This window comes from Rummeliibacillus sp. GQ308, from assembly GCF_059759115.1.
This window is the reverse complement of sequence record NZ_JCAXDQ010000001.1, coordinates 1,309,287-1,335,051: the sequence shown is the minus strand read 5'-3', so window position 1 is coordinate 1,335,051 and position 25,765 is coordinate 1,309,287. Positions and strand designations below refer to the sequence as shown.

General features: G+C 35.5%; 23 protein-coding genes. 5 read left to right on the top strand and 18 right to left on the bottom strand.

Annotation, left to right across the window (positions count from 1 at the left end; all coding sequences use genetic code 11):
• Positions 1 to 34: 34 nt before the first annotated feature.
• On the top strand, positions 35 to 850 hold the full coding sequence (proC, locus tag AC6CHJ_RS06515; RefSeq protein ID WP_147193526.1) for a pyrroline-5-carboxylate reductase: 816 nt from the start codon (positions 35 to 37) through the stop codon (positions 848 to 850).
• A 73-nt stretch (positions 851 to 923) separates the two neighbouring features.
• Here proC and AC6CHJ_RS06510 read toward each other — a convergent pair whose 3' ends face one another.
• The 9 genes from AC6CHJ_RS06510 to AC6CHJ_RS06470 all read right to left on the bottom strand — a co-directional run bounded on the left by AC6CHJ_RS06510 (position 924) and on the right by AC6CHJ_RS06470 (position 11,833).
• Positions 924 to 1,244, bottom strand: a complete 321-nt coding sequence (locus AC6CHJ_RS06510) for an LPXTG cell wall anchor domain-containing protein (RefSeq protein WP_184117491.1) — start codon at positions 1,242 to 1,244, stop codon at positions 924 to 926.
• A 111-nt stretch (positions 1,245 to 1,355) separates the two neighbouring features.
• Positions 1,356 to 4,433: an AAA family ATPase gene (locus AC6CHJ_RS06505; protein WP_498287727.1), complete on the bottom strand. Its 3,078-nt coding sequence runs from the start codon at positions 4,431 to 4,433 to the stop codon at positions 1,356 to 1,358.
• On the bottom strand, positions 4,430 to 5,599 hold the full coding sequence (locus AC6CHJ_RS06500) for an exonuclease SbcCD subunit D (RefSeq protein WP_498287725.1): 1,170 nt from the start codon (positions 5,597 to 5,599) through the stop codon (positions 4,430 to 4,432). Before AC6CHJ_RS06500 ends, AC6CHJ_RS06505 begins: the two co-directional genes overlap by 4 nt.
• Positions 5,600 to 5,762: 163 nt before the next feature.
• Positions 5,763 to 6,530: an alpha/beta hydrolase gene (locus AC6CHJ_RS06495; RefSeq protein ID WP_147193530.1), complete on the bottom strand. Its 768-nt coding sequence runs from the start codon at positions 6,528 to 6,530 to the stop codon at positions 5,763 to 5,765.
• A gap of 516 nt (positions 6,531 to 7,046) precedes the next feature.
• Positions 7,047 to 8,729 carry a methyl-accepting chemotaxis protein gene (locus AC6CHJ_RS06490; protein ID WP_066786897.1) on the bottom strand — a complete coding sequence of 561 codons (1,683 nt, stop codon included), beginning with the start codon at positions 8,727 to 8,729 and terminating at the stop codon, positions 7,047 to 7,049.
• 457 nt (positions 8,730 to 9,186) lie between these two features.
• Positions 9,187 to 9,855 carry an HD domain-containing protein gene (locus AC6CHJ_RS06485; RefSeq protein WP_249775906.1) on the bottom strand — a complete coding sequence of 223 codons (669 nt, stop codon included), beginning with the start codon at positions 9,853 to 9,855 and terminating at the stop codon, positions 9,187 to 9,189.
• Between the two features lie 25 nt (positions 9,856 to 9,880).
• On the bottom strand, positions 9,881 to 10,117 hold the full coding sequence (locus tag AC6CHJ_RS06480; RefSeq protein WP_249775905.1) for a hypothetical protein: 237 nt from the start codon (positions 10,115 to 10,117) through the stop codon (positions 9,881 to 9,883).
• A 68-nt stretch (positions 10,118 to 10,185) separates the two neighbouring features.
• Positions 10,186 to 11,370, bottom strand: coding sequence for an NAD(P)/FAD-dependent oxidoreductase (locus tag AC6CHJ_RS06475; protein ID WP_150284288.1), 1,185 nt, complete (start codon positions 11,368 to 11,370; stop codon positions 10,186 to 10,188).
• Positions 11,371 to 11,401: 31 nt separating this feature from the next.
• Complete coding sequence (locus tag AC6CHJ_RS06470; RefSeq protein ID WP_066786888.1) at positions 11,402 to 11,833, bottom strand: helical membrane plugin domain-containing protein; 432 nt, start codon at positions 11,831 to 11,833, stop codon at positions 11,402 to 11,404.
• A 458-nt stretch (positions 11,834 to 12,291) separates the two neighbouring features.
• Between AC6CHJ_RS06470 and AC6CHJ_RS06465 the strand changes: the two genes are divergently transcribed.
• Entirely contained in the window at positions 12,292 to 12,498 is a 207-nt protein-coding gene (locus AC6CHJ_RS06465; RefSeq protein ID WP_392995637.1) for a DUF4017 family protein, read from the top strand.
• 63 nt (positions 12,499 to 12,561) lie between these two features.
• On the opposite strand, the gene AC6CHJ_RS06460 is transcribed toward AC6CHJ_RS06465, so the two are convergent.
• Positions 12,562 to 13,008, bottom strand: a complete 447-nt coding sequence (locus AC6CHJ_RS06460; RefSeq protein WP_147193534.1) for an SRPBCC family protein — start codon at positions 13,006 to 13,008, stop codon at positions 12,562 to 12,564.
• A 144-nt stretch (positions 13,009 to 13,152) separates the two neighbouring features.
• Here AC6CHJ_RS06460 and AC6CHJ_RS06455 point away from each other — a divergent pair, with 144 nt between their 5' ends.
• On the top strand, positions 13,153 to 13,749 hold the full coding sequence (locus AC6CHJ_RS06455; protein ID WP_184117492.1) for a DUF421 domain-containing protein: 597 nt from the start codon (positions 13,153 to 13,155) through the stop codon (positions 13,747 to 13,749).
• A gap of 76 nt (positions 13,750 to 13,825) precedes the next feature.
• On the opposite strand, the gene AC6CHJ_RS06450 is transcribed toward AC6CHJ_RS06455, so the two are convergent.
• The 4 genes from AC6CHJ_RS06450 to AC6CHJ_RS06435 all read right to left on the bottom strand — a co-directional run bounded on the left by AC6CHJ_RS06450 (position 13,826) and on the right by AC6CHJ_RS06435 (position 17,803).
• A complete protein-coding gene (locus tag AC6CHJ_RS06450; protein WP_147193535.1) occupies positions 13,826 to 14,011 on the bottom strand; it encodes a hypothetical protein in 186 nt (61 codons plus the stop codon).
• Positions 14,012 to 14,335: 324 nt separating this feature from the next.
• Entirely contained in the window at positions 14,336 to 14,518 is a 183-nt protein-coding gene (locus tag AC6CHJ_RS06445; protein WP_147193536.1) for a hypothetical protein, read from the bottom strand.
• A 455-nt stretch (positions 14,519 to 14,973) separates the two neighbouring features.
• Positions 14,974 to 17,103 (bottom strand): type IA DNA topoisomerase, encoded by a 2,130-nt coding sequence (locus AC6CHJ_RS06440; protein ID WP_249775904.1) that lies wholly within the window; start codon positions 17,101 to 17,103, stop codon positions 14,974 to 14,976.
• A gap of 127 nt (positions 17,104 to 17,230) precedes the next feature.
• Positions 17,231 to 17,803 carry a YitT family protein gene (locus AC6CHJ_RS06435; RefSeq protein ID WP_147195058.1) on the bottom strand — a complete coding sequence of 191 codons (573 nt, stop codon included), beginning with the start codon at positions 17,801 to 17,803 and terminating at the stop codon, positions 17,231 to 17,233.
• Between the two features lie 573 nt (positions 17,804 to 18,376).
• Here AC6CHJ_RS06435 and AC6CHJ_RS06430 point away from each other — a divergent pair.
• Positions 18,377 to 18,706 (top strand): zinc metallopeptidase, encoded by a 330-nt coding sequence (locus AC6CHJ_RS06430; protein WP_147193538.1) that lies wholly within the window; start codon positions 18,377 to 18,379, stop codon positions 18,704 to 18,706.
• A gap of 44 nt (positions 18,707 to 18,750) precedes the next feature.
• On the opposite strand, the gene ade is transcribed toward AC6CHJ_RS06430, so the two are convergent.
• The 4 genes from ade to AC6CHJ_RS06410 form a co-directional block, all read right to left on the bottom strand.
• Positions 18,751 to 20,517 carry an adenine deaminase gene (gene ade, locus AC6CHJ_RS06425; protein ID WP_498287721.1) on the bottom strand — a complete coding sequence of 589 codons (1,767 nt, stop codon included), beginning with the start codon at positions 20,515 to 20,517 and terminating at the stop codon, positions 18,751 to 18,753.
• Between the two features lie 137 nt (positions 20,518 to 20,654).
• Positions 20,655 to 22,235 carry a long-chain-fatty-acid--CoA ligase gene (locus tag AC6CHJ_RS06420; RefSeq protein WP_498287720.1) on the bottom strand — a complete coding sequence of 527 codons (1,581 nt, stop codon included), beginning with the start codon at positions 22,233 to 22,235 and terminating at the stop codon, positions 20,655 to 20,657.
• A gap of 153 nt (positions 22,236 to 22,388) precedes the next feature.
• Entirely contained in the window at positions 22,389 to 22,898 is a 510-nt protein-coding gene (locus AC6CHJ_RS06415; RefSeq protein WP_249775901.1) for a DNA-deoxyinosine glycosylase, read from the bottom strand.
• A gap of 16 nt (positions 22,899 to 22,914) precedes the next feature.
• A complete protein-coding gene (locus tag AC6CHJ_RS06410) occupies positions 22,915 to 23,289 on the bottom strand; it encodes a hypothetical protein (protein ID WP_498287718.1) in 375 nt (124 codons plus the stop codon).
• Positions 23,290 to 23,557: 268 nt separating this feature from the next.
• Between AC6CHJ_RS06410 and AC6CHJ_RS06405 the strand changes: the two genes are divergently transcribed.
• Complete coding sequence (locus tag AC6CHJ_RS06405) at positions 23,558 to 25,618, top strand: methyl-accepting chemotaxis protein (protein ID WP_147193543.1); 2,061 nt, start codon at positions 23,558 to 23,560, stop codon at positions 25,616 to 25,618.
• Positions 25,619 to 25,765 lie beyond the last annotated feature (147 nt).

Sequence of the window (25,765 nt, the reverse complement as noted above, 5' to 3'; positions counted from 1 at the left end):
GCTTATAGAAAAATTACATGTAGGAGGCGATTATATGGAGACAATTGTATTTGCAGGCGTTGGAGCAATGGCAGAAGCAATCATTCAGGGCTTTGTGAAAGAAGGTGTCGTACCGCCGAGAAACATGTACGTTATGAATAAATCGGATAAAGAAAAGCTACAAAAAATTGCTCATAAATATGGAGTCCAAATCGTCTGTGAAGATCGCGCCATTTTAGCGAAAGCAGATCTTTTAATCCTCGCTATGAAACCAAAAGATATCCAAGGAGCGATGGAGAATCTATTTCCTTATCTAGGTGCAAATACCACTGTGTTATCGGTGGCAGCTGGTGTCTCTATGCAGTCCATTGAAGAGAAACTTGGCAAACGCCCTGTTGTGCGGGTCATGCCAAACACATCTGCTTCAATTGGCATGTCTGCAAGTGGTATAGCGTTTAATCGCTTAGTTACTGATTCACAAAAAGACGTATTTATAGGCATGCTTGAAGCCATTGGATTAGTTATTGAAGTCGAGGAAGATGAGTTGCATGCAGTCACGGCATTATCGGGCAGCGGTCCTGCCTATCTATACTATTTGGTCGAGGCTTTCGAACAGGCTGGTATGAAATTTGGGTTAAGCCAAAAAACAGTACGCAATTTAGCTGTTCAAACGATTGCCGGCGCTGCAGAAATGTTAAAACAAACCGATGAAGAGCCTAGCGAATTAAGAAGGAAAGTGACAAGTCCCGGCGGAACAACAGAAGCAGGCATTAAAGCATTAGAAGAACATGATTTCAAAGAAATTATTATGGCCTGTGTACAAAATGCGGAAGCTAAATCGCGCGAACTATCAGCTTTATTGGATAAATAAAAATGCAAATCTGTAATAAAAAAGCTATTGATGTATATATACATCAATAGCTTTTTGTCTTAAATAGACTAATTTATTTATTTTTAGTTTTTTCATTGCTACGATTTGCTGTTTTAGAACGACTTGTAATCAAAGCCAATAATAAAAAGAACCCTGCAATTGAAAAATATAAACCTGAATGGTTTGCTTCTACACCTGTTTGGGGTAGTGTATTTTGTACAAATTCTGCTTTATTAACATCATGTGAGCTAGCAACAGTTGCTGTATTACTTTCCACACTCGTTGAATTGGTAGAAGAAGCCGTTTGTGCATGGGCATAAGAACCTTGTCCCATCAAAAAAGTGAGTCCTAGAATACCAGAACATACTAGATTTATACAATATTTCTTTATCATTTTTTCACACCTCAACATTAATATACAAACATGCTTTTTGTAGACTTTACGTCCCATCGCCCCATTATATACCTAACATCGAGATTAGGCTATTTTTTTCTTATAAGTTTGCTATTTTAAAACGAATTTTGTATGACTATGCCCTTCCTTGCTTTTCTTCACTTCTAATAGAGCGGGCATTGCGTCTTTTAATTCGGCCACATGCGAAATAATACCAACAATCCTACCATTATTCTGCAGATCAATCAGTGTTCGAATTGCTTTATTTAATGCTTCTTCATCTAACGTGCCAAATCCTTCATCAATAAACATCGTGTCAATTTGAATATTGCCTTGGAATGATTGAATAACGTCGGACATACCAAGAGCTAATGATAAGGATGCGTTGAACTTTTCGCCACCTGATAGAGTTTTTACATCTCGTTTTTGTCCAGTATACGCATCATAGACATCTAAGCCTAAACCACTCTGTTTTCCCCTTGCTTCTTGTCGGTCACTTCTAACAAGTCTATATTGTCCCCCTGACATTGGATGCAATCTCGTATTGGCTGCATGGATGATTTGCTCCAAATATTCAATTTGCAAAAAGCGTTCAAAAGAAATCTTCAATGAATTCTGACCACGTAAGACATTATACAAGTCTATAATTTTCGCAGTTTTTTCTTCTAACTGCTGTATCTCTTTACCGCTTTCTTCTATTTCTTTTACCAACCGGTGCCCATCTGCTTGATACTTTTTAATAGCATGGATTTGTTCATTTAAACTCTTTGCTTCCAATTGAATAGCGGCAAGCTGACGCTCTAAATTAGTTTCATCTTTTGTTTGTTGGCCTGCATATTCTTCCACGCCTGCTTTAATTTGCTCCTTCAATGCGTATAAATGCAATTTATATGCTTCATAGGAAGATTCCAATGTTTCAATGTCTGAAAGCTTCAGCCTCGCTGCTTGATAGGCGCTTCCTTGATCAAAACCCGCAGAATAGACCGCTTCTTTAAACTGACTTTGCGCCTCTTCTAAGGCTTGTTTAGCCAAGGTATGATTTTTCTCTGCACTATCGATTGTTGCTCTAAGAGAGACAACCTTATTCTTCGATTGTTCTATTTTCTTTTCTATTACTTCATAATGCCTAACTAACTCAGCTTTTTTAAAAGATAGCTCTTTAATTTTTGAAGTCAATGCTTGTATAGAGGAAAGGCCAGCTGGAATCTCCTTTTGTAAGCTTTCGTATTCTCCTCGTACTTGATAAAAGCTCTCAAGATTTGCATTTTTCTCTAGTTCAAGAGTTGAATATTTTTGTTGTAACATTTCCCTCTTATCATCAAGTAGCTGCTTCTCTTGTCGAAGTACTTCTAACTTCTTCTTTTGTCGCTTTAAATCGTTGACTTCTTGCTCTAATAGTTGAAACTCCTGGGAGACTTTTTCACCATCTGTCGGCTCCATATCTAATCTACGTAGCTCTTCTTCCCACTGAAGACTTTGTTGTCTACCGGCATTTACATTGGCTTGGTATTCAAAGTAAGCTGTAGAAGCTGTATCAGCCTCGTATTTCAATGCAGACAATTGCTGCTCTGTTAGCGAAATATCATGATTGCCTTCTAGCGATCGATGTTCCAAGCTTCCGCAAACAGGACATGGTTCACCATCCACAAGCTTTGTGGCAAGGACACTTGCTTGGTTATTAATCCATTTCTTTTCTTCACGCTCATAGTTTTCAAGTTTTGTTTCATACATTTGCTTTTTGGCTTTTTCATCCATGAGCAACTGTTCTAAAGATAACATTTGTCTCTGCCACTTTTGCCAAGTTGATTGTTTTCCTTTTAATTCTGTTAGAGTGACGACCTTTTCATCATAGGTTTCTAATTGTTTATGAAGTGATGTAATTTGTGTTGCATGCTGATTTCGTTGATTATCAACCGTCTCTAAGTCAGCTGTAATCAACTTCAATCGATTAGTAAAGTTCTCAACATCTAGTTGTCTTTTCGATAATTTTTCAGAAACCTTCTCAAGTTCATTGAGCTTCACTTCAAGCTTTTGCAATGTTGAAAGCTCAATAGTGAGCTGCTCTATCATTGGCATATTCTGTTTTGCTTCGTTGAATTCCACTTCTAGCTTTTGATGCTCCATTGTTGTGAGTCGAAATTCTTCTTCCAACTTGGCTAATTCTTGTTCTTTCTGCTTCTTTTCTTGTAATTTTTCATAGTATCTTTCTTCTATCGGAATAATATGGCTGGCTTTTTTAGCATTTTCAATTCTTTGCTTTATTTGTTCAAAATGCTCTTTTTGTTCTTCTAACCGTTTCAGCTCTGCTTCTTTTTCCTTATAAGATATTAGACGTTTGTTAAACTCTTTTGTTTCAACAAGAAGGGTATGATGTAAGTTGATTTTCAAGTTAAGCTCTTGGATTAAAGCTTCTTTTTCAGCCTGCTGCTCTTGGTAATATTGTACCTCTTCAGCTAACGCAAATAGCAACTGGTAAATATTAATATGTTCTGCGCTTAACACTTCGTTGAGATGTGAATTACGTTCTGGTATTACGGATTGAATTTGTTTAATATATAAGTCTCTCTTTGCATGCGCTTTTTCTAAAGAATTCATTGCTAAGTCTCTTTTAATTTTTAAACTATCCGCTAAATGTCGATAGGATTCCGTTTTAAAAATTTTCCGCAGAATAGCTTCTTTATTCTCCGTTTCTGACGTTAGCAACTTACGGAATTCTCCTTGTGGCAACATAACTATTTGTTTAAATTGATCCTTCGATAAACCTATCAGTTCTTCCATTTTCCGATTTATTTCTGTGAGTTTTTGTGATTCAACTACTGGCTTTTCGCCATCAGATTCCACTTTAACAAATTCCAATTTATCGCCAGTAGCATTTTTATTTCCTTTTTTCTTGTGAGCTAATTGACGAAAAATACGGTAAGTGCTGCCCTTAATTGTAAATAAAAGTTCAGCTGATGTATGAATATCCTCTGCTGCAAAATGGCTACGTATTTCCCTTATTTCCGCTCTGTCTTCACCACTAGCAGAACCATATAAGGCAAAACAGATTCCATCAAAAATTGTTGTTTTCCCAGCACCAGTCATTCCAGCAATAACGAAGAGTCTATGTTCCCCAAGCTCCCTAAAGTCAATGATTTCTGTTTGTTTGTATGGACCAAATGCGGTTAATTTCAGCTGTAATGGCTTCATTTGGATTCCACCTCAATTTCTTGCTTGTGAAGTAATTCTTCTTGTAATACTTCTTTGAACAGGTCAAGCGTATCCGAATCTGGTTCTTGTCCCGTAATTTCATAATAAAAAGCCTCGAACAATGTCACATCATCCATTTTTCTCTTTGATATATTTTCTTGTAACGGTTTATTTCTATAATCTAACAATGATAAGCGTTCCACATGCATCGCATTTGGATAGACGGATCTAATCTTTTCCATTGGAGATATAATGGGACTTTCATCTAACAACTTGATAAACAAATAATCTTCGCAAGTCGGTGACACTAATATTTGTTCCATTGTATTTTCGATCGTTCTCATATCTCGTTTTGGCAATAAGGGTTTCTTGGTTGTTGTAATTTGCCCAGCACCATCTATTTCAACAATTAAATAACTCTTTTTATGATTTTCTTCAGAAATAGAATACTTCAACGGCGAACCCGAATATCTAATTTTTTCTGAATCGACAAAGTGTGCTTGGTGCAAATGCCCAAGAGCAGTGTAATGAAAAGGCTCAAAAAGCTTGGAATCAATACATTCAGATCCCCCAATAGATAACGGTCTTTCAGCGTCAGAAGGATTTTGTTCTTCCGCCCCATTCTTTGTAACGAAAGCATGTCCAATAAAAACATGTCGGGCTTTAGGATCCATCTTAGGGACAATTGATTCGATAATCTTTTCCATCGCTTGTTGCTGTGTTCTTATAGCTGGATCTTGGTAAAGATATCGAACTTGCGTTGGATCTGTATATGGTACAAGGTGAAAATGAACTTCTCCCGTATCATCTTTTAAAATAACCGGTGTTTGATCTAACGACAGATTCCCGATTAAATGAAGCCCACGTGAAGCCATAAAACGCGCACCAAAGTGGATACGATTAGGACTATCATGATTACCTGCTATTGCAAGAACTGGTATCTCACGTTTGATCACTATTTCAAAGAATATGTTATCTAACAGTTGGACTGCCTCAGTTGGTGGAACAGCACGATCATATAAATCTCCTGCTATGATAATAACGTCGGGTTTTTCCTTATCAATTTCTGCAATAAATTGTTGTAGTATATATGCTTGGTCTTCAATCATGGAGACCCCTTGTACATATTTCCCTAGATGCCAATCAGCCGTATGGAAAATTTTCAACAGTCTCACTCCATTCGATAAATATTTTCTTTATCATACCATATATGTAGCAAACGAATGTTCTGAAATAATAGGGCTTTTTGATGACTCTTTATATAAAAAAAGAACATCACGTTATAAAAGTGATGTTCTTCTCTGTATAAATATTTTCACCGCTATAATACTAGGCATGAAGAATTTGTGCTTCTGTAGACCAATCTAATTCATCAAGGAAATGTAGAGTATCTTCAAACACTTTTTCACGTTCTTTACCTAAAGTTATAATATGGCCAGAATTTTGATACCAGATGATTTCTTTTTCATCTGCTTCAACAGTTTCATATATATATGGTGCACTCTCTTGGTATAAAGAGTCATCCAATTTGCCTTGTAGTACTAATGTAGGTGAATGGATTTCTTCTATTTCATCAGAAGTATGCTGAATCATCTTTTGGACCTCATCCAAAGCCTGTCTTGGCATAGCTTTTAATGCGTCTAATTCAATTTGAATTTGATTATCGTCTTTACCCTCTAGTTTTTTATATACTTGCGCATAATTGTATAAGCGTTCGAAAAGACCTTCTTTTGATTTACGTTTGATCGGTGCACACATTGATACCACACCTTTAACAGGAAATTCTGCTCCTACTTTTAAGGTGAAGACTCCACCTAAAGAAATACCTGCTACTGCAATTTCCTGATAGCCAAGTTCTTTCAAGTGATGATATCCCCGTGTTACATCTTCCCACCAATACTTCGCACCATATTTCAAGATTTCTTCAGCGCTGACCCCATGACCACGATACATTGGCGCATGACAAGTATAGCCTTGCTTGTTTAAAAATTGACCTAATTTTTTAACGTCTTTTGTGCTTCCTGTAAAACCATGCAATAATAAGACAGCTCTGTGGTCCCCTTTTAATGTAAATGGTTGAGGTGCTAATAACTTCATTGTTTAAAACTCCTTTTTATATAATGAGCATATAATAGTTAATTCCTTGTCAAACAAAAATCACTATTTTAATCTTTATTTTGAGGAAAACGCTCAATATTTGTTCACAATTAGATTACATCAAGACTAACACCTTTTATTTATAATGTACAGTATATTATCTTATGTTTTATCATGCATTTTTGTAATGGTTATTATGAGAAATATGCCTTGTTACGCTGATGAGTTAAAGTCTCTAATAATTCTACAAGGCGTATTGTATACGCTATAAAATGCATATTTTTTATAAACAACGGTTGAGAAAGAAAGGCTATAAATTTTTCTTCTTATTATAAGTTGAACGTAAAAATAATAAACTACGATTGGAATCTCCTAATAACATATACTTGTTTTATTAAGGAATCTTCTTATACATGTTTTTCACCAATCCTATATAGTAAAAAAAGAAAACCTAGTAAGAAGATAATATCTCACGAAGTTTTCTTTTTCTTCAGTATTTAACTATTGCACTATTGATCATACTCTAAATTTATAGGTCAAATCCTGGAGACCTGTCGCTTGTTTATTAAGTTCTTGTACAACTCCATTAATTTCTTGCAGTGTTGCATTTTGCTCTTCCACAGAACCAGAAATATTTTTTGCTGAGGTGGCAGACATTTCTGCTCGTGTGGCTATCTCTTCTACAGATGCGGTAACTTCTTCAGCAGCAGCTGAAAGTTGCTCTGATGTTGTAGTTACATCTTCTAGGCGTGTCGTCATTTCATCTACTGACTCTACTATATCATCAAAAGAGTTTGCAGCATCCGTTATTATATGAACACCTTCGTCTACGTTTTTAAGATTCGAATTTACCGATTTTGCAACTGTCTCAGTATCCATTTGGATTGTGGTAGTTAGTTTTACAATTTGTACAGCAGAGTTCTTGGATTCTTCTGCTAATTTACGAACTTCATCCGCTACTACTGCAAAACCTTTACCATGGTCACCAGCTCTTGCCGCTTCAATAGCTGCATTTAAAGCTAAAAGGTTAGTTTGTTCTGCAATATCCGTTATTAAATTCGTCATATGCTGAATCTCTTCAGCTTGTTTTTTCAAACCGATAATCAAGTTATTTGTCTGATTAGTAGAATCTGAAATTAACTGAACTTGGTTCTTCGCAACATTTAAGATTTTACCGCCCTGATTTGCTAGTTCTGTTGCATTTTTAGCTCGATCAAAGAGTGTCTGTGAAGCCTCTGCGATCCGCTGAACACCAAGTGATGTTTCTTGCATGGCTTTCGCTGCTTCCTGAGCTACATCTACCGAGTCCTGTGCTCCTCGGGATGTTTCATCAACATTATCTGAAACCTTATCTGCGGCATGTGAAATTTCTTCTGTGGATGCAGCTAATTCTTCAATCGAAGATGAGAGCTGGTGAGACCCTGCTGCAATATGCCGAATAATACCTTGCAAATTCTTTTTCATTTCATTGAAAGAAGCAGCCAATTTCCCTACTTCATCGTTAGATTTTATAGGAATATCATCTTGCAACAAATCACCTGCTGCAATTTGCTGTGCACCTTTAACGACATCCAACAGTGGCTTAACAATGATTCTTCTTACATTATTAATAAATAGCAAGGCAGTTAAAATACCGAGAATCGCTATTACAAAGTTTAAAATTTTCGCATTTTTTGCGATATAATCTACCTGATCTTGTGCAGCCTTCAACGAGTCTTGTTCATACTTATCGGCTGATGCTACAATCCCCATTAAATCATGGCTAGCAGATTCTGCACTCGTTAATTGTGATGCTGCATTATCATCCATATTTTGTTCTTTAGATTGAACAATCCCATCAATAACTTTGTTGTAATCTGTTGTTAAGTCATTCATCATCTCAGAATAGTCACGAAGCTTTTTAGTATTAGCATTCTTTTTTAAATCATTAATCGATTTGGTTGTTGCTTCTTGGTAAGACAATAATTTTTGCTTATTTGATGCATTGCTGTCTAACAAATAACTTCTCACATATAAACCTTCAAAGGCAAGATTTGATTTAATTGCGTTGATTTGGTTAATCGTATGTATATTTGTATTGATTAGTTCATTAAACGAACCAACCAATTTGTTCATTCTATTTGCATTTACACCCATCAAAATCAGTAGAAAGAGTAATAAAGCAATAAATCCTACACTTATTTTCTTTTGAACAGACATAATTCTCTCATCCCCTTTATTATTCCAAATAGAAGTACAAACAAATAAAATCCAGTAATTGTCTTACTAACTTCTACTTATAGAATTCCCACCCTTCAATATCTACCTAGAGTTATAGTGACATATCTAAGTACTAATATAATAGCATTATTTTACACTAAAATATATTAGTCCAAAGTACCCAAATTTATTGATTTATTTAACTTGAATAAATTTTTGAACTTTTTATAAGCTATTCTATCAAATTCCTATCAAAACCAAGATATTTAATATAGTTTCTTGAAAAATATATTTACAAATAGCAGCTAAATAACATTGTAAACTCGATGAACTAGCATAGATTAGAGCTTGATTATGAATGGCCGAAATAATGTTAAAAAACAAAAACCACAGGCATCTGTAAAAAAATTACAATGTGCTGTAGTCTCATGTTTACTATCAACAATACAAATAATATTTACCTTTTGGCATCCCATTCAGCATAAAATTGTTCTAAATAAGTTTCTAGGAATAGATGCCTTCCTTCTGCTAGTTCCTTGCCCATATTAGTATTCATTGTGTCTTTTAGTTTTAGTAATTTCTCATAAAAATGCATAATCGCTGTATCTTTACCTGAACGATATTCTTCTAGTGTTAAGTTATCTCTAGGTTTCATATCAGGGTGATGTATTGGTCGACCTTTAAAGCCCGCATAGCACATAACTCTAGCGATACCTATGGCACCCATTGCGTCTAATCTATCTGCATCTTGTACAATTTTACCTTCTAGTGTATTCATTTCTTTTTTCTGTGTTCCACCTTTAAATGACATAGTCGTAATGATTTCTAGAATGTCAGCTGCAGTGACATCATCGACTCCATTATCCTTCAACCACAGTTTAACTTTATTAATTCCAGTTTCTTCATCTTTATTTAATTTTTCATCTGCGACATCATGCAATAAGGCTGCAAGCTCACATATAAAAATATTTGCATCCTCTTTTTCAGCAATTGTTTTTGCCAATTCTGTTACTCTGTGAACATGCCACCAATCATGACCACTACTATCTCCACCCAGTTCTGCGTATACAAATTCTTTTGCTGAGTTAATAATCTTTTCTTTACCAGCACTACCGTATGTATTCAATTTCTCTACCTCCTTTAAAACTTACTTATATAAAGTAGCCATTTTTATATTTCTGAATAACATAGTCTTTTATAGACTGAATGCATTCAGCTGATAAAGGGCTCTTGTTTTTACTAATTATGTCTCCATATGGTGTACCATCCACCATACGTATCATTCCTGAAAATTTTTGTTCTTTTGTTTCGTCATATCCTTGAACATGAATAAAACAGGTTATCGGCCCGTGAAAGGCATAATCAATAATGGTGATTTGTTTTTTCATTCTTCCACCTTCTTTTGTTTTAAAAAAACCGACTTCCATTTAAAGAAGTCGGTTTTGCTATCATCGGCTTAGTAAGCTAGTCCGTATAATGCTTTAATATGTGATAAGTAGCGAATATTACTTGCTTCTTTCATTAACGTAGCTGACAAACCTTTAAGTTGTGTGTTATTAGCACCAACTGTTGCTACGCCATCTTTACGACCTAAAGAAGCAAGTGTACCAGAGTTCACTGCTACAAATGTTTTCATTGGTTGACCTTTCAATAGAGCAAACAAGTTATAACCCGCTGTTTCACCCATTTGCCATGCTACTTGAGCTGTTGGAGCATATAGTGGACGTGCACCTGGCTCAGGAATCATAACAGAAGAGTCACCTACTACGAATACATCAGGGTGTGAAGTAGATTGTAAGAACTCATTAATTGTTGCTTTACCACGATCTACTTCTAAGCCAGACTCTGCTACTACTGGAAGTGCTGCAACTCCGCCTGTCCATACAAATGTATTGGCAACGATCACTTGACCATCTTTTAATGAAATTTGGTTACCTTCTACAGAAGTAACAGGAAGTCCTGTTAAGAATTCAACACCGCGTTTTGATAAAGATTCAGTAGCTCGTTCAATTAAAGTATCTGGTAATACAGGAAGCACTTTAGGACCTGCTTCAACTAATTTTACATTGAACTCTTTAAAGTCTACACCATATTTTTCAGCAACTTTTGGCATATTGTCGATAATTTCACCAACAAGTTCAATACCAGTCAAGCCGCCTCCACCGATTACGATAGTTGCATCTGCAGGATCTTTTGTTTCTGCATAAGCTTTAATTTTTGATTCAATATGGTTGAAGATATTGTTTGCATCGTTAACAGATTTAAGTACCATACTGTTTTCTTCAAGTCCTGGAATTCCGAAGAATCCTGTTTGGCTGCCAAGTGCAACTACAAGGATATCGAAAGAAAGAGATGAACCATCATCTAATTTAACGAATTTGCCGTCTGGAGAAATTTCAGTCACCTTAGCAATGTGAAGGTCAATGTCTTTACCTTTGAATAGTTTTTCAAGTGGGAAAGAAACTGCTTTTTCATTGATTGTGCCGCCAGCTAAACGGTGAAGTTCTGTAATAATTTGATGAGTAGGAAATTGGTTGACAACCGTTACTTCCGCGTCATCTTTTGTTGCGTATTTGCGGAATGTTAATGCAGCTAAAACGCCACCGTATCCTCCGCCTAAAATGATGATTTTTTTTGACATAATAAATCCTCCATGTTCAGAATTAATAATTCTATTTTAAATGTTTATGTTCTTCGTTCACTTGGATGAAAGCATTCGCAAAACGGAAAAGTTGTTGTACTTGAGGTTCTTTAATCAAGCGAAGCATACCGAAAAGGCCAATTGTTTCAGTGCTAGCATCAGCACGGTCTTTCGCTTCGATTGCTGTTGCTGCTAGTCCTTTAGCAGATTTTACTACTGGGTTGGCCATTTCACTAACAGCACCAACGATATCGTTTTTCAAAACTTCATCTGTTGTTAAAGATTGAGCTAAGTCATAAACTTTTGTAAGAGTAGTCATCATTTCTGTCAATTTTGGCAATTCATTAACCAAAGCAGTGATTGATTCTTGTACCTCAGGTTTCAATAATTGATCCAATACATCCAGTTTTTCTTGGCTTACAGCTTTTTGTTCAGCTTGTAATTGATTAGTCGTTTCTGACATATCCAATTCTCCTTTGCAATAACTATTATTAACTACATATTTCAAAGTAACCTAAAGAAGCATTACTTGATAATCCTTAGACATCTAACAATAAGACGCTTTTGGCCAAGCATGCCAAAAAACATCCAAATTACACACTTTCACTCTAAAAGTGTGTTTGCCAATCATATTAAGCGCCTTGAAAATCAGTATGCTTCGAATATTTAAATGGAGTATACTCCCCACTTTTAACCTACATAATGAATAATACACCTTTCTTCACAGACTTTCCATCTTAAAAGAGTATTTTCTGTGAAAAAAGTCAAAATGCATAGTTTTCTTTTGGTAAATTTTATATAATTAATTTCTTTATATTATTGAAATCTATTTCAGGAACGAAATGTATATGCTAGAATAAAATAGTAGAAATAGAAATCACTTAGAGTACGATAAAGGCTAGGAGGCAGTTGTATATGAAAATGAATTACTTTGTCCCCCCTATACTAGCTTATCTGATTGTTTGTATAATTTGTACCACCCTCCCAGCTTCTGAAGGATATAATTCAGTCGGCTGGAAATTATTTATTGGTCAAATTTACGCAATACCCATGTTGATCATTGTTTCCATGATCATGTTCATTTTAAAGAAAAAAACACCAGAAGCAAAAAAAAGAATGGATTGCTAAAAGCAATCCATTCTTTTTTTAAAATACATACGTGTATGTAATACCTTCAAATACTGTTTTCTCTTATACGTGTACTAAACCGATTCGATTAGCTACACGATTCGTCAACATACTTGTTGCCTTTGGCAGAACAGCCTGGAAAATCGGGTTTAACACAGGTGCAGCAAACCCTCCAGCTTTCACTTCTAGATAACCAGTCATTTTCGTTTTTTCTTCACTAATTGCTTCTCCTTCAAAGTAACCGTTACCAGTAAACTTATCAGTCAAACCTGTTAATGTAAATGAAATTTTATTAGGCTCATCCCAGCTTGTAATAGTAATCTCCACTTTTACTTCTTTTTTCAATACACCAACATTTCCTGCAAATGTCCAATTTGAATGTTGTTCATCCATCATTTCATGTTCTCTATAGCCAGGCACTAAAGTTGCCCAATTTTCCATTTTGCTAACAAATTCCCAGACATCTTTTTGTGGAACATTTACTTCTACAGTGTGTGAAGCTGTTGCCATTATGATCACTACTTTCTATATTTTTAGTCCACCATCATTATACATAAAAACATTTCAAAGGAATACTGCTAAACCATAATTCGTATAGCAATACAATTATTGCACAGTTTAAAAAGACAAATTCAATTGAAAAGAGTGAATGATGTGGCATTAATCTTGAAAACGTTGCTTCTCATTTTATCAGGTGTAATCTTATTAAGAATTTCTGGCAGAAAATCCATTTCACAGATGAACTTAAGCACCACCATTTTAATGATTTCTACTGGAACAATTCTTGTTCAACCGATTGCAGGTCAAGGAGTCACTCATACAATTATGGCTGTAGGAATTCTTGTATTATTAGTACTTTTTTTAGAATATCTCCAATTAAAATTTAATGCCATAGAAAAACTTATTACGGGAAAAAGCAAAGTTGTGATTGAAAATGGAAAATTAAACATTCGTAACATCAAGAAAGTTCGATTGACAATAGACCAGTTGGAAATGCGACTTCGCAACCAAGGTGTATCGCGTTATCAAGATATTAAAACAGCTACTATTGAACCCAATGGTTTACTTGGTTACGAATTAATGGATGAAGCCAAGCCCTTAACTGTTGGAGAATTTAAAAAAATAATGGAAACTTACCAACGAGAAATTTCTTCACAAACAACTACAGATGCTGCAACACAACAACCAACAATTTTTGATGAGTTAACTGAAAAGCCTAAAGAATATGATCACCCTGATTATCTTCAATAAGATTACTTCATATTAAAAGCCTAAAAAGTGCCCAGACGGTACAATAAATAAATTGTATCAAGTGGGCACTTTTTATTTAATCGTTGTTTTTAGTAGTATCCGCCTCAGTTTGTTTACCTACATTATACGTATCACTTTTCGCCTTGGCAGCATTATCATGTTTTGTTTCCTCAAAATCATCTGGGTTCAAATCAAAACTCAAACCAGTTTCCTCACGATCTTCTTTCTTGGTAGATAAATTTTTCTTTTCATTGTTTGCCATGTTTCTTCACCTCCACCTCTAGAATGCTCGAAAAGCATTCATTCATGCAGATAAATGTCCACAATTGGACAAGGGGTATATCTGCCGTTATGCATATATACCCCTTGAATCAATATTCTATAAGCTAATATAAAAAAAATTCTTATTTTATCCTGGCCAACCGGAAATATCTATCAGTATACTGATACCACAGTTAAATCCTGCTATAAGTTCTTCCCTTTAACTTAAGCAATGCGAACGAACCCTAACTACTTTCGAGTTCCTATACCTGTAGAAAAATTGCCTAATTGTAATAACACATTGAATCAAATGGATACTTTTTAATTATTCGTTGAGACGTGAAGGATTTGTTTTATTTGTTGGTCTATCCTTGTTTTCATTATCATTTTTAGCTTTTGCTGAGTTATTTTGCCCTATTACATCTAAATCGTCTGGACTTAAATCATAGCCGTAACCAAATTCCTCTCGGTCTAAATTGTTTGACTTTTTCTTTTTGTTGTTAGCCATGTTTTTCACCTCCACCTCTAGAATGCGCAAAAAGCATTCATTCATGCGGATAAACTCCCTAAATTGGACAAAGGGTATATCTACCGTTATGGCAAATATACCCTTTGGATTTGATATTTTATTAGCTAATTTAAAAAAGTTCTTATTTCAACCCGATCATCCGGGGAATATCTATCACGTTTACTGTTGCCGCGGTAAAATCCTACTGGAAAGTTCTCTAACTTAAGCAACGCGAACCCTACCTACTTTCGCGTCCTTGTAGCCCTATAGCCACGCCAGTATGAATAAGTATCTTCAAAAACACATCGTAGAATGCCAATAACTTTAAAATTAGCTAATCAGCATAAATTATATTATCTCTTACTTATCTCAAATTGTCAACCCAATTGAATGATATTAAATCAACAAATATGAAAAGACCAGAATATCTATCGATTTTCTTTTAATAGCCACCACTAATTAAATACAAAGGTTACTTTCCCTTGTTCAAGCTTTAACTTAGCCGAAAAGGTCGTACCTTTTTTTGATTTAAAACCCTTGATTTCTTTCGTGATTCCATTCTGGCATAGTTCTTTAATCTGGTTTGGTGATAGCATTTTGCTGGCCACTCTTTTAGATATAATTAAGCTACAGCCTTCTTTATAGTGAGAACAACCATAAAAATTCTTTTGCGAGACCAGCTTACCCTTATGGCAAAGTGGACATAAAATATCTATTTTTTCTTTACATAAAGATTCTTGTGGGATCTGAATTGTAGTCTTCTCCACTTTATCAGGCGTGGTCTCTATCAAATGATGGAGGAATTTTTTTACACTGTTTAAAAAAGCTTCTTGCGTGCCAGTATTATTTCCAATTTTACGCAAATAGTTTTCCCATTTAGCAGTCATAGATGGACTTGCGAGAAGTGAGCCTTCTAATGTTTCACAGAGTATGCGTCCTTTATCTGTGATGGAAACAATGTTTTTAGCGACATCAATATAACCGTGTTTTTTTATTGTTTCAATAATACCTGCTCGCGTGGCCTCTGTCCCTAATCCCTCCACCTCTTTCAAAATATCACTTTCTCCTGAATCCTCGATTATTTTGCCACAGGTTTTCATCATTTGAATTAGTTGGCCTTCTGTATAAGGTTTTGGAGGTTGAGTAGTACCTTCATGGATATGAAGAATGGCCTCCACACTTTCATTCTTTAAAACTTTGGGCAAATACTGTTCTTCTTTCTTTTTCGTTGGAGCTGGCCATAATTCCTGAAAGCCTCGAACAAGTTCAATTTTCCCTGTAGTTTTAAACTCAATACCAACTACATCTGTGATAATGGTTGTCTCTTCATATAGATAGTCATGGTGGAACATTGAAATAGTCGTACGGACTACCTCTAGGTAGAGATTTTTTTCTTGAAGCGACAACCCGTTCAACTTAGCTGCAGTAGGAATCGTTTTAGTAGGAATAATAGCATAATGCTCTTCCACTTTAGATCCATCAACATACCTTCTTTGTGGTTTGGTATGAGTTGCTTCAAATTGCTGGCCGATGAGTTGTTGATATCCTGATAGCCCTCCTGAGATATAGGTAAATTCTGCATCCGTAATGTATTGGCAATCTGAGCGTGGGTAAGAAATCAGTTTTTTTTCATACAAGGATTGAGCAATTTCCAACACCTTTGCGGGGCTATATTTCCACGTCTTGTTGGCTTTTGCTTGTAATGTAGAAAGTGAATGCAACTTTGGCGGTCTAATGGACTTCTTTACTTTCTTTACATCTTTAACAATACCATTCAACGGAGTATTTTCATGCACTCCTGCTTGCTTCAACAATTCTTCTACTTCTTCGCGCTTGTCCTTTTTTATATTAGCTTTCCCTTGGTATTTTCCTTGCTGCGAAGCAAATTCACCAGTTAGCTCATAAAATTTGGCAGGCTTAAAATCTTCAATCTCGAGTTGTCTTTGATAAATCATGAAAACAGTTGGTGACTGAACACGGCCGATGGACATCGTTTCATTGTACCCTTTTGCTTTCAGAAGCATTGTATATAAGCGGCTTGCATTCATGCCGACTAGCCAATCACTAATTTGGCGTGTTTGCGCTTCTTGATAGAGCAACAGATCTTTTCGGTTATCGCGTAAGTTTGAGAAACCTTTTCTGATTTCCTCTGCTTCTAAGGAATTAATCCAGAGCCTTTGAACTGGCTTATTTCTTACACCTGTCTGTTTTAATATAGAATAAAAGATATTAGAACCTTCCCGATCGACATCACAAGCATTAATTAAGAGGCTCGCTTCCTTGAACAACCGTTTCACCTCTTGAAATTGTTCCCACTTTCCCTTCCCTACTCTAAATTCATAGCGATCCGGAATCATGGGCAATTGTGAAAGCGACCACCGCTTCCATTCAGCTTTATAATCAGCAGGCTGCTTTAGTTCTACCAAATGGCCGATACCCCATGTAATCGTTGCTCCATGAGGTAAAACTGGAGAAGGTTTTAATTCTATGTAATGTTTTGTTTTTCTAGCAACTTGAAAAGCCTCTGCATAAGCCTTAGCCTGCGAAGGTTTTTCAGCGAGTATAACAACTTGTTCTATTGTCATTCAACCTCCTGTCTCTCTCCTTAACTATGACTGTCAGCCCTAAAAAGAACACATATTCTTATAATGCTACTCTTATTGAAATAAATCAATATATGTTGTTTAAGAAATAACCTGCCAAGTGCGAATTTCAAGACGTTAATGTTCTGGTAAATGTTCTACTTGTTACTAAGCTAGTTGTCATGCCTGCAAAGAAGATAGCCACAATCGATAGCAAGAATGTATTTGCAGAAAGCAATAACCCGCCAAGTGTGATGACGAAACTATCAAAGATAAAAATAAGCAGGCCTACATTTAGACCGGTCTTTCCATTAATAAAGAGAGCAAGTAAATCACTACCACAAGTACTGATACCCGCACGTAACATGATTCCAATGCCAAGGCCTATAAGTATACCTCCGATTATTGCACTAAACATGGCATCCATCCGAATAAGCACTCGTAAAGGCTTAAATAAATCAATCATCAAAGAAGAAATAATTAAGCCATGGATACTATTATAAAGATAAGCACGATTTTTAAACCAAGCAATTATAAAGACAGGTATACTTAAGATGATTATCATTAATCCAGGTGTTAAATTGTAAAGATAATAGAGAATTAATGATAATCCAATAAAGCCACCGTCCAATATTTGATTAGGTGCCAAAAATAAATTAATTCCTATAGACAGTAAGATACTGCCACTAAATATAATTTTCATCTTTCTAAGCAGAACAATGCCGCCTCCTTGCAAATATTTATTAGTTAATCTTATGAGTAGTTAAATTAATATAGAATTGCCTTCCCCACCCTTATGATTTTTGGTTTGTCTTTTCTGAAGTACACCATGAAAACAAAGTTACAGAAGATTAATTTATAATAGGCCATATCATGGCTGCTCTTTTAGTAGCATGGAGTGTCGGTCTTTTTAGCGAAACAGCAATAAATATTACCTTTACAGAATTAAGTCACATTTTCATTGTAGATCCTCTGTTATCCCATGGTTAGTGTCAGGATATTACGGCAGCTAGTGCATCTTTCATATTTACTCTTGGAATAATTTACGAAAATAAATGCAATTAATTTTAGCCTTACAAAAGAGACATTGTCTGTTCTACATTAGACAATGTCTCTTTTTATATCTTCAAAAATGTAGATCTGGAATAGTTCGATATATCGCACTGAGTCCTTTAATTCAAACCCTTTTATGTGTAGTAAGAACATTGCCATTTAACCCAACCTCCGAACAATGAACAAGCATACTATACATAGAAGGAATAGGAGGTGAAAATATATGATTTCAAGTTGGTTGAGAATAGCATCCATCTACTTTGCAATTAGCGTAGGATATGGGATCTATATGTATGCAACCGATACTTATAATTGGGTAATATATGCACATCTGCTTGTACTAGGATGGCTTTCCAATGTGGCAATCGGTTACTCTTATCAGCGTAAAAATTGCAAATCGAAGGAATTAGAAAGATGGCAGTTTTACCTATTTAATATAGGGCTGCTCTTATTCTTCATCGGGCTAATATTTGGCTCAGTTGTCCTTGTTTGGATAGGGATTGTGCTAATCGCATTATCTATCCTTCTCTATTTAGTTCGGTTGTTCTTGTAAAGCTTAACAGCAGATTCCTTCTAAAGGAATCTGCTTTACATAGTTTATTTGTGGTTTAAAGGAATGAATTTGAACTCTTTCGTATTAAATAATCCTTGATCAGTCAGTCTTAAAGCTGGAATGGCAGGGAGGGCAAGAAACGATAGTGTAATAAACAAATGAAATGATAGGTTTGTATCTATTTTTCCAAGTGCCTTATGAAGCTCTCTCATTTGTTCAACCACTGCTTTTGCGTCTAGATCTGACATTAATCCACCGATAGGTAGTGGGATTGAACTCAACACTTCACCATCTGCTGTAATCGCATAGCCGCCTTGTATCTTATTTATTTCATCTATAGCTAGCAACATATCTTCATCGTTCGTTCCACATACTATCAAGTTATGAGAATCATGTGCAAATGTTGTAGCAATGGCTCCTCTTTTTATCCCCATTCCCATTACAATTCCCTTTCCTATGCAATTTAGATTATGATGGCGTTCAATGACCGCTAATTTTAATAAATCGTCTTTAGGTGAAGGATTAAATTCATTATTTTTCACAGGGACATTTTCTACTTTTAATTTAGTCTCTAATTCATTTGGGATAATTTCAATTATGTGTACTTGCTCGTTCGGGTTAAGTGGTATCGCCAAATCTTCTTTTTTCACGAGTGGCAGTTTAACGGAGTGTAAAATTGAATGAGGTACAGGGATTCTTTTCTTTCTCTCGGTTAGCATTTTTCCATTTTCAGCGACTTTTTTCCCGTTTTTCCATACAGCTTGAGATTCGCATTTTTTCAAATCCTTTAAAAGAACAAAATCTGCTAGATATCCCTCTGCTAATGCACCTTTTTTATGTAGCTTATAGCATTCAGCCGCATTCAACGTAGCAATTTGTATTGCTAACAACGGTGCCATTCCTGCTTCAATCGCAATTGAAACAGCATGATTAATACTGCCTTCTTTCATTAGTTCTTCAACATGCTTATCATCGGTACAAAAGCAAAATCGCCTAGCATTAGTTGCGGTAACAGCGGGTAAAATAGCCAAAACATTTTTAGCAGCAGACCCTTCTCTCATAAGAACATACATCCCTTGTTGTACACGAATACTTGCTTCTTTTGCTGAAATACTTTCATGATCAGTATGTATGCCAGCCGCCCGATAGCCTCGAATTTGAGTCTTCGTCAATTCAGCTGCATGACCATCTACAAGTTTTCCAAGGTTCTTTGTTTCCACAATCTTTTTTAGGATGTCATCTTCCATCTTAAAAAAAGCTTCATAATCCATTACTTCAGCTAATCCAAGCACATCATATTCATTCATAAACAACCCAACAGCTTCTGCATCTAGTTTAGCGCCTGCATGTTCAAAGGAAGTAGCAGGGACACTGGAAGGGACCATTGTATATATATCCATTTCTGCCTGACGTGCACTTAAAAGCATATATTGAACCCCAAGTGTACCTGCAACATTTGCAATTTCGTGGGGATCTGTAATAGCATTCGTAACGCCAAATGGTAAGATTACACGGCTAAACTCAGAAGGGGGCAGTAAAGTGGATTCTATATGGATATGAGTGTCTATCAACCCAGGAATAACATGTTGGCCTTTCGCATCTTCCTCTTCTAATGCTTCAAATTCCCCCTCTTCATCAATCGCTACAATCATTTCATTTTTCACTACAATGTCAGCCTTTCGCCAAACAAGGTTAAACACATCCGCTACTTTTGCGTTACGTAAAATAAAATCTGCTTGCTTTTTTTGCTGAGAGCTTGAAATCTTATCTTTAACTTTTTGTATTTTGCTATCCACTTCTTCTTTATTCATCTAAAAACCTCCTTTTATAATTGAGCAATCACTACCTTTATATGCTACCCTTATAAAAAAATGAATTATAAGAAAAAAATGTAAATCTAATTATTTAAGAAGAGTTCACTTTAATAGAAAGTGAACTCTTCTTACCATCATTTATGAATATGAGTGCTATCTGAATAATTAGTGCGCAAATGCACTTTTTGTATTTTGCCAGAAGCCGTTTTAGGTAATTCCTCAATAAATGTAACACTTGTTATTGCTTTAAAATGCGCTAATTTGGATCGAGAGAACTCAATTACCTCAGACTCTGTTAATGTGCTGTCTTTCCGTAAAACAATGTATGCATGTGGAGTCTCTCCCCATTTTTCATGCGGAACAGCGATTACAGCTGCTTCAAGGATATCTGGATGATCATACAAGACACCTTCTACTTCTATAGATGAAATATTTTCTCCACCGCTTATAATGATATCTTTTTTACGATCCGTAATAGTTAAATAGCCCATTTCATTTATATGGCCTACATCTCCTGTATGCAGCCAACCATCTTTGACTGTTTGAAGAGTAGCTTGTTCATTTTTCCAATATCCTTTCATTACACTATTGCCTCGAACAATGACTTCTCCGACTGTTTCCCCATCGTATGGCACTTCTTCACCTAGTTCATCTACAACTTTTACTTTTGTGCCAATCATGGGTGTTCCGGCTTTCGCCTTTAATTCATACTTTACCTCTTTTGGTAGATGCTCATATTGAGGTAATATACGTGAAATTGTACTTAGTGGAGAGGATTCTGTCATGCCATATACTTGGACAAATTCCCATCCGATTTCCTTTTCTACTGTTTCTACAAATGCTACTGGAGGAGCAGAACCCGCTATTACTACACGAAGTTTATCAGACCGTTCAGGCTGTTCTTCATCGAAATATTGAATTAAACTGTTTAATACGGTAGGAGCCATATGGACAACGGAGACATTGTGTTCAGCTATTTCATCAAAAATTGCTTTTGGAGAAGATTTTCGTAAAAATATTTGGGTTGCTCCATTGGCTGTATAATAAAATGGTGACCCCCATCCATTCACATGGAACATTGGTAAAACATGAAGGAGCACATCTTCATCTGTCACTCGTAAATGGTGCATTGTTGTAATTGCATGTAAATAATTGTTTCTATGTGTTAGCATCACACCCTTTGGATCTCCTGTTGTTCCACTTGTATATAAGAGGCTTGCTACGTCATTTTCTTCAAGCGTCTCTCTTGGAAAAGGAGCTTCACTAAAACCAGTAAGCCACTCATCATAACCAAGTTCGGATGTTCCATTCTCTTTATAATGAACTACAATATGCTCTACTGTTTCTAGTTTATCTTTAACAGGTAAAATTAAATGATAAAAATCTTGATCAACAAACAATATTTTTGATTCACTATGATTTAGGATAAATAGATAGTCTTCAGGTTTCAGTCGAATATTAAGAGGTACCATGACTGCTCCCAATTGATAAATGGCATAAAAACCTTCATACATTTCAATTGTATTTGAAGCTAAATAAGCAACATGATCGCCTTTTTTAACTCCCATTGAATGTATCCCTCGTGACAATCGGTTTACCCGACCATTCAGCTCATGGTATGTAAGCTCTCTATTTTCATCTATAATTGCTTTTTTCTCACCATATAATTCCACTGCACGATCTAAAAAATCTGTAAGCACTAATGGTACATTCATCGTCCTACACCTCATTATCTTTTAATATACCATTTATTTTACAATATTCAGATAATTATGTCATTAAAAACATTGCGTATGATTTTTATAGTGTAAAAAATACTCTTCTAGTATTATGCCATACAAAAAAACCAGTGAATTATTCTCACTGGTTCATAATATATACCTTTCTATTATCCGCCACTCTTCTATCTTTTCATTGAATGATTTGATGTTCTTTCCAGGTATTGGACTAGTAGAAGGCATTTTAGCAAAATCAACATCTACATCTTTTAAAAAATCTAAACCAATATACTTTTTAAATACATCAAAAGACTTTCCTCCATTAAATAAGATCAAGCGAATAGATGGATATATTCGAAGTATTTTACTAAAATCATTCGGAACAATCTCTTTAATCGTAGAATCAAGGCTTCCCTGCCGTTCACAGGATTGTATAGTGTCCCACAAGCCAATCCTGTGCTGAATAAGAAGTTGGATTTTCAGTTGATAGTCATTTGGAATATCAGAACCTAGAATTTCACCTATAATTGGCCAAAAATGGTTGCGGGGATTGCCATAATATTGCTGCTTGGTAAGCGATTGTTGGCTGGGCATAGAACCAAGGATCAGCACACGGGTATCTTGGTCGATAATTGGCTCCAAAACATTATGAATTGGCATTCTTCAACCACCTTTTCTAAAATCTTTTGGCATCTAGTCTGCGATCCAACAAATTAAATTCAATCACCATCTCATTATAAGAAGTGAAGGTTGCTTCATAAATAGAATCTACTAAAGAAATATCCATTGTTGCATCAAAGTTTGTACTAACTACCTGGAAGGTATCTCTAAAAGCTTCCATATTCTCTTGGAAAGCCTTAATTTCACCCATCTCTTGTATAGTTGGATCAGTAAATGTATATACGCCAAAAGAATGTTGGTTCGCACAAAATTTTTCAAACGCATCAAATCTAGCTTTTCCTTTTTTCTTGGCGAGACGTTTTAATTCCTTCATGCTTTTTAAAACATTTTCACCCTGTTCAGCCAGTAAGGTATTGATTGTTGAATTCATAAAATAACGGCCCTTCTATTTAAATATTTTTGCTTACTTTTATCATATCATAGCGAGGATTTTTTCACATATGAGCTGTTTGATTCCACTAAATAGTTTATTAAAAAGTAATTCTTTAGCCTGAATGCCTAATCTATTTTCTTTAACTAAAGAATTGTCGATAAAAATCGAATTAGTAGTATTGACTACATTTATCAATCTAGTTTATAGTAATAAAGTTGTTTAATAACTACATTACAGAAAAATTTTACTAAGGCAGGAGATAAAATTGAAAAAAAGCAAGTTAGCGCTTTCATGGCTGAAAAAAAGTATTTCAACCAAATTGTCACTTTCACTGCTAGTTGCCATCATCATTGTTTTTTCAGTAACTGGCGTGATGAATTATACCTATACGAAATCTCTTCTTATACACGATATTGAAGAAGAACTTTCAACAAAAAGTAATGCCACTGCAGAGTCCGTTAATAGCATGTTTTCTGAAAAACAAGCGATTGTCCGGCAAATTGCTGCAAACCAAGAAATTACGGACTATTTACATACTACTCATTCACGTAACGAGGCTAGAACAGATTCTCATTATAAAACGGTTATGCAATCACTTGACAGGATACCTAAAGCTGATGAGTCTATTGCTATGGTATGGGTTGCCAGTATCGATGGGAACTTCTTAATAGGGAACAACAATTTATTGCAGGATAAGAGTTTTGATATTAAAACTCGGCCGTGGTATCAGCCTGCTTTAGCAGATGATGATGTTTATTTTACTGAACCTTATATGGACCAAGTGTTTGGCAAGGTTATTTTAAGTGCCATTAAACAAATAAAAGATGGCAATAAAACGTTAGGATTTGTTGCAATTGATTTGTTTTTAGATGATCTACCTGGAATTATGCAGTCATATAAACTAGGTAAAGGTGGCTATTCATTTTTACTAGATAATAATGGAACCATTTTGTATCATCCTGATAAAAAATTAATCTTAGAAAAGAAATTGTCTGATTTAACAGGCGATATGGGTAAAATCGGACAAAAAATGGTAACTGGAAAAGAAGGTCTACAATTAGCTTCAGTTAAAGGCCAGAAACAATATGTCGGTTACTCCCAGGTACCAGCTACAGGCTGGTCAGTAGGTACGTCTATACCTCAAAAAATAGCACTTGCTAGTCTAGATGAGTATGTTAAAAAGATGATTTTATTCTTTGCAATCGGCGGCTTGCTTCTTATATTAATAGTCTATTTGCTTTCTAAAAAAATGCTTCAATCAATACCGTATATGTCCAAAGTTATTAAAGTGCTAGCAACTGGAGATTTGACACCTAGATTGAAAGTACAATCAAGCGATGAGCTTGGACAAATGGCAACAGATATTAATCTTATGATTGATTCATTTGCTGACACTATTAATCAAGTGAACGACTCTGTGGGACAATTAGCCGCTTCATCAGAAGAATTGACTGCTATCTCAGATGAAACCGTGAAGTTTTCAAATGAAGTAGCTTCTTCGACTCAGCAAATTGTAAAAGGTTCTGAACAACAAATTGAGGGTGCAGACCAAACATCCTACTCAATGGAAGAAATGGCTAACGGCGTTCAGCGAGTTGCAGAGTCAACAACAAATGTTTCTGAACAGACAAACATGTCAGCAAATGAAGCAACAGAAGGCTATAATAATATCCAACATGCCATGGACCAAATGGAACAAATTAGAAACTCAGTTGGTGATGCTTCAAGCGAGATCCAAAAGTTAGAAGTGTATTCGAAAAATATTGATGAAATGGTATCAGGTATCACCAATATTGCCTCACAAACACAATTGTTATCTTTAAATGCTTCAATAGAAGCCGCTCGAGCAGGCGAACACGGTAAAGGATTTGCAGTAGTGGCTGCAGAGGTGAAAAAATTATCTGCAGAATCACAGGAATTCTCCTCTCATATCGCTGCTATCATTCAAAAAGTGCAATCGTCTACAGCGGCTGCTGCCAAGTTAATGAATAAAGGCGTAGGCGATGTCGATGAAGGCTCTGCTATTCTTAATACAGCGGGAAGTTCATTTAAACAGATGACAAATGCATTCCAAACTATAGCGGACCAAGTTTCTGAAGTTTCAGCTGCAGCAGAAGAAATTTCTGCCGGCACAGAAGAAGTTTCAGCTGCTATGAATGATATTTCATCAGTAACCCGCAATACCTTTGAACATACTAAAGGCATTGCAAGCGCGGCAGAGCAGCAATCTGTCTTTATGGAAGAAATCTCTTCTTCAGCCAAGACTCTTAGTGAAATGGCAGAAGATTTACAAACAGCATTAGCTAAATTTAAAACTAATCAATAAAATTAAAAAGCAAAAATATGAGGAGCATTGCTCTATCATGTCTTTGCTTTTTTTCTCTTTAATTTCTTCAATTTCTGTTAGCTCCTTTTTGTTTTTATTTTAAATAGACTAGCGAGGTTTATCTTTTTAAAAAAATTCAAGTAATAA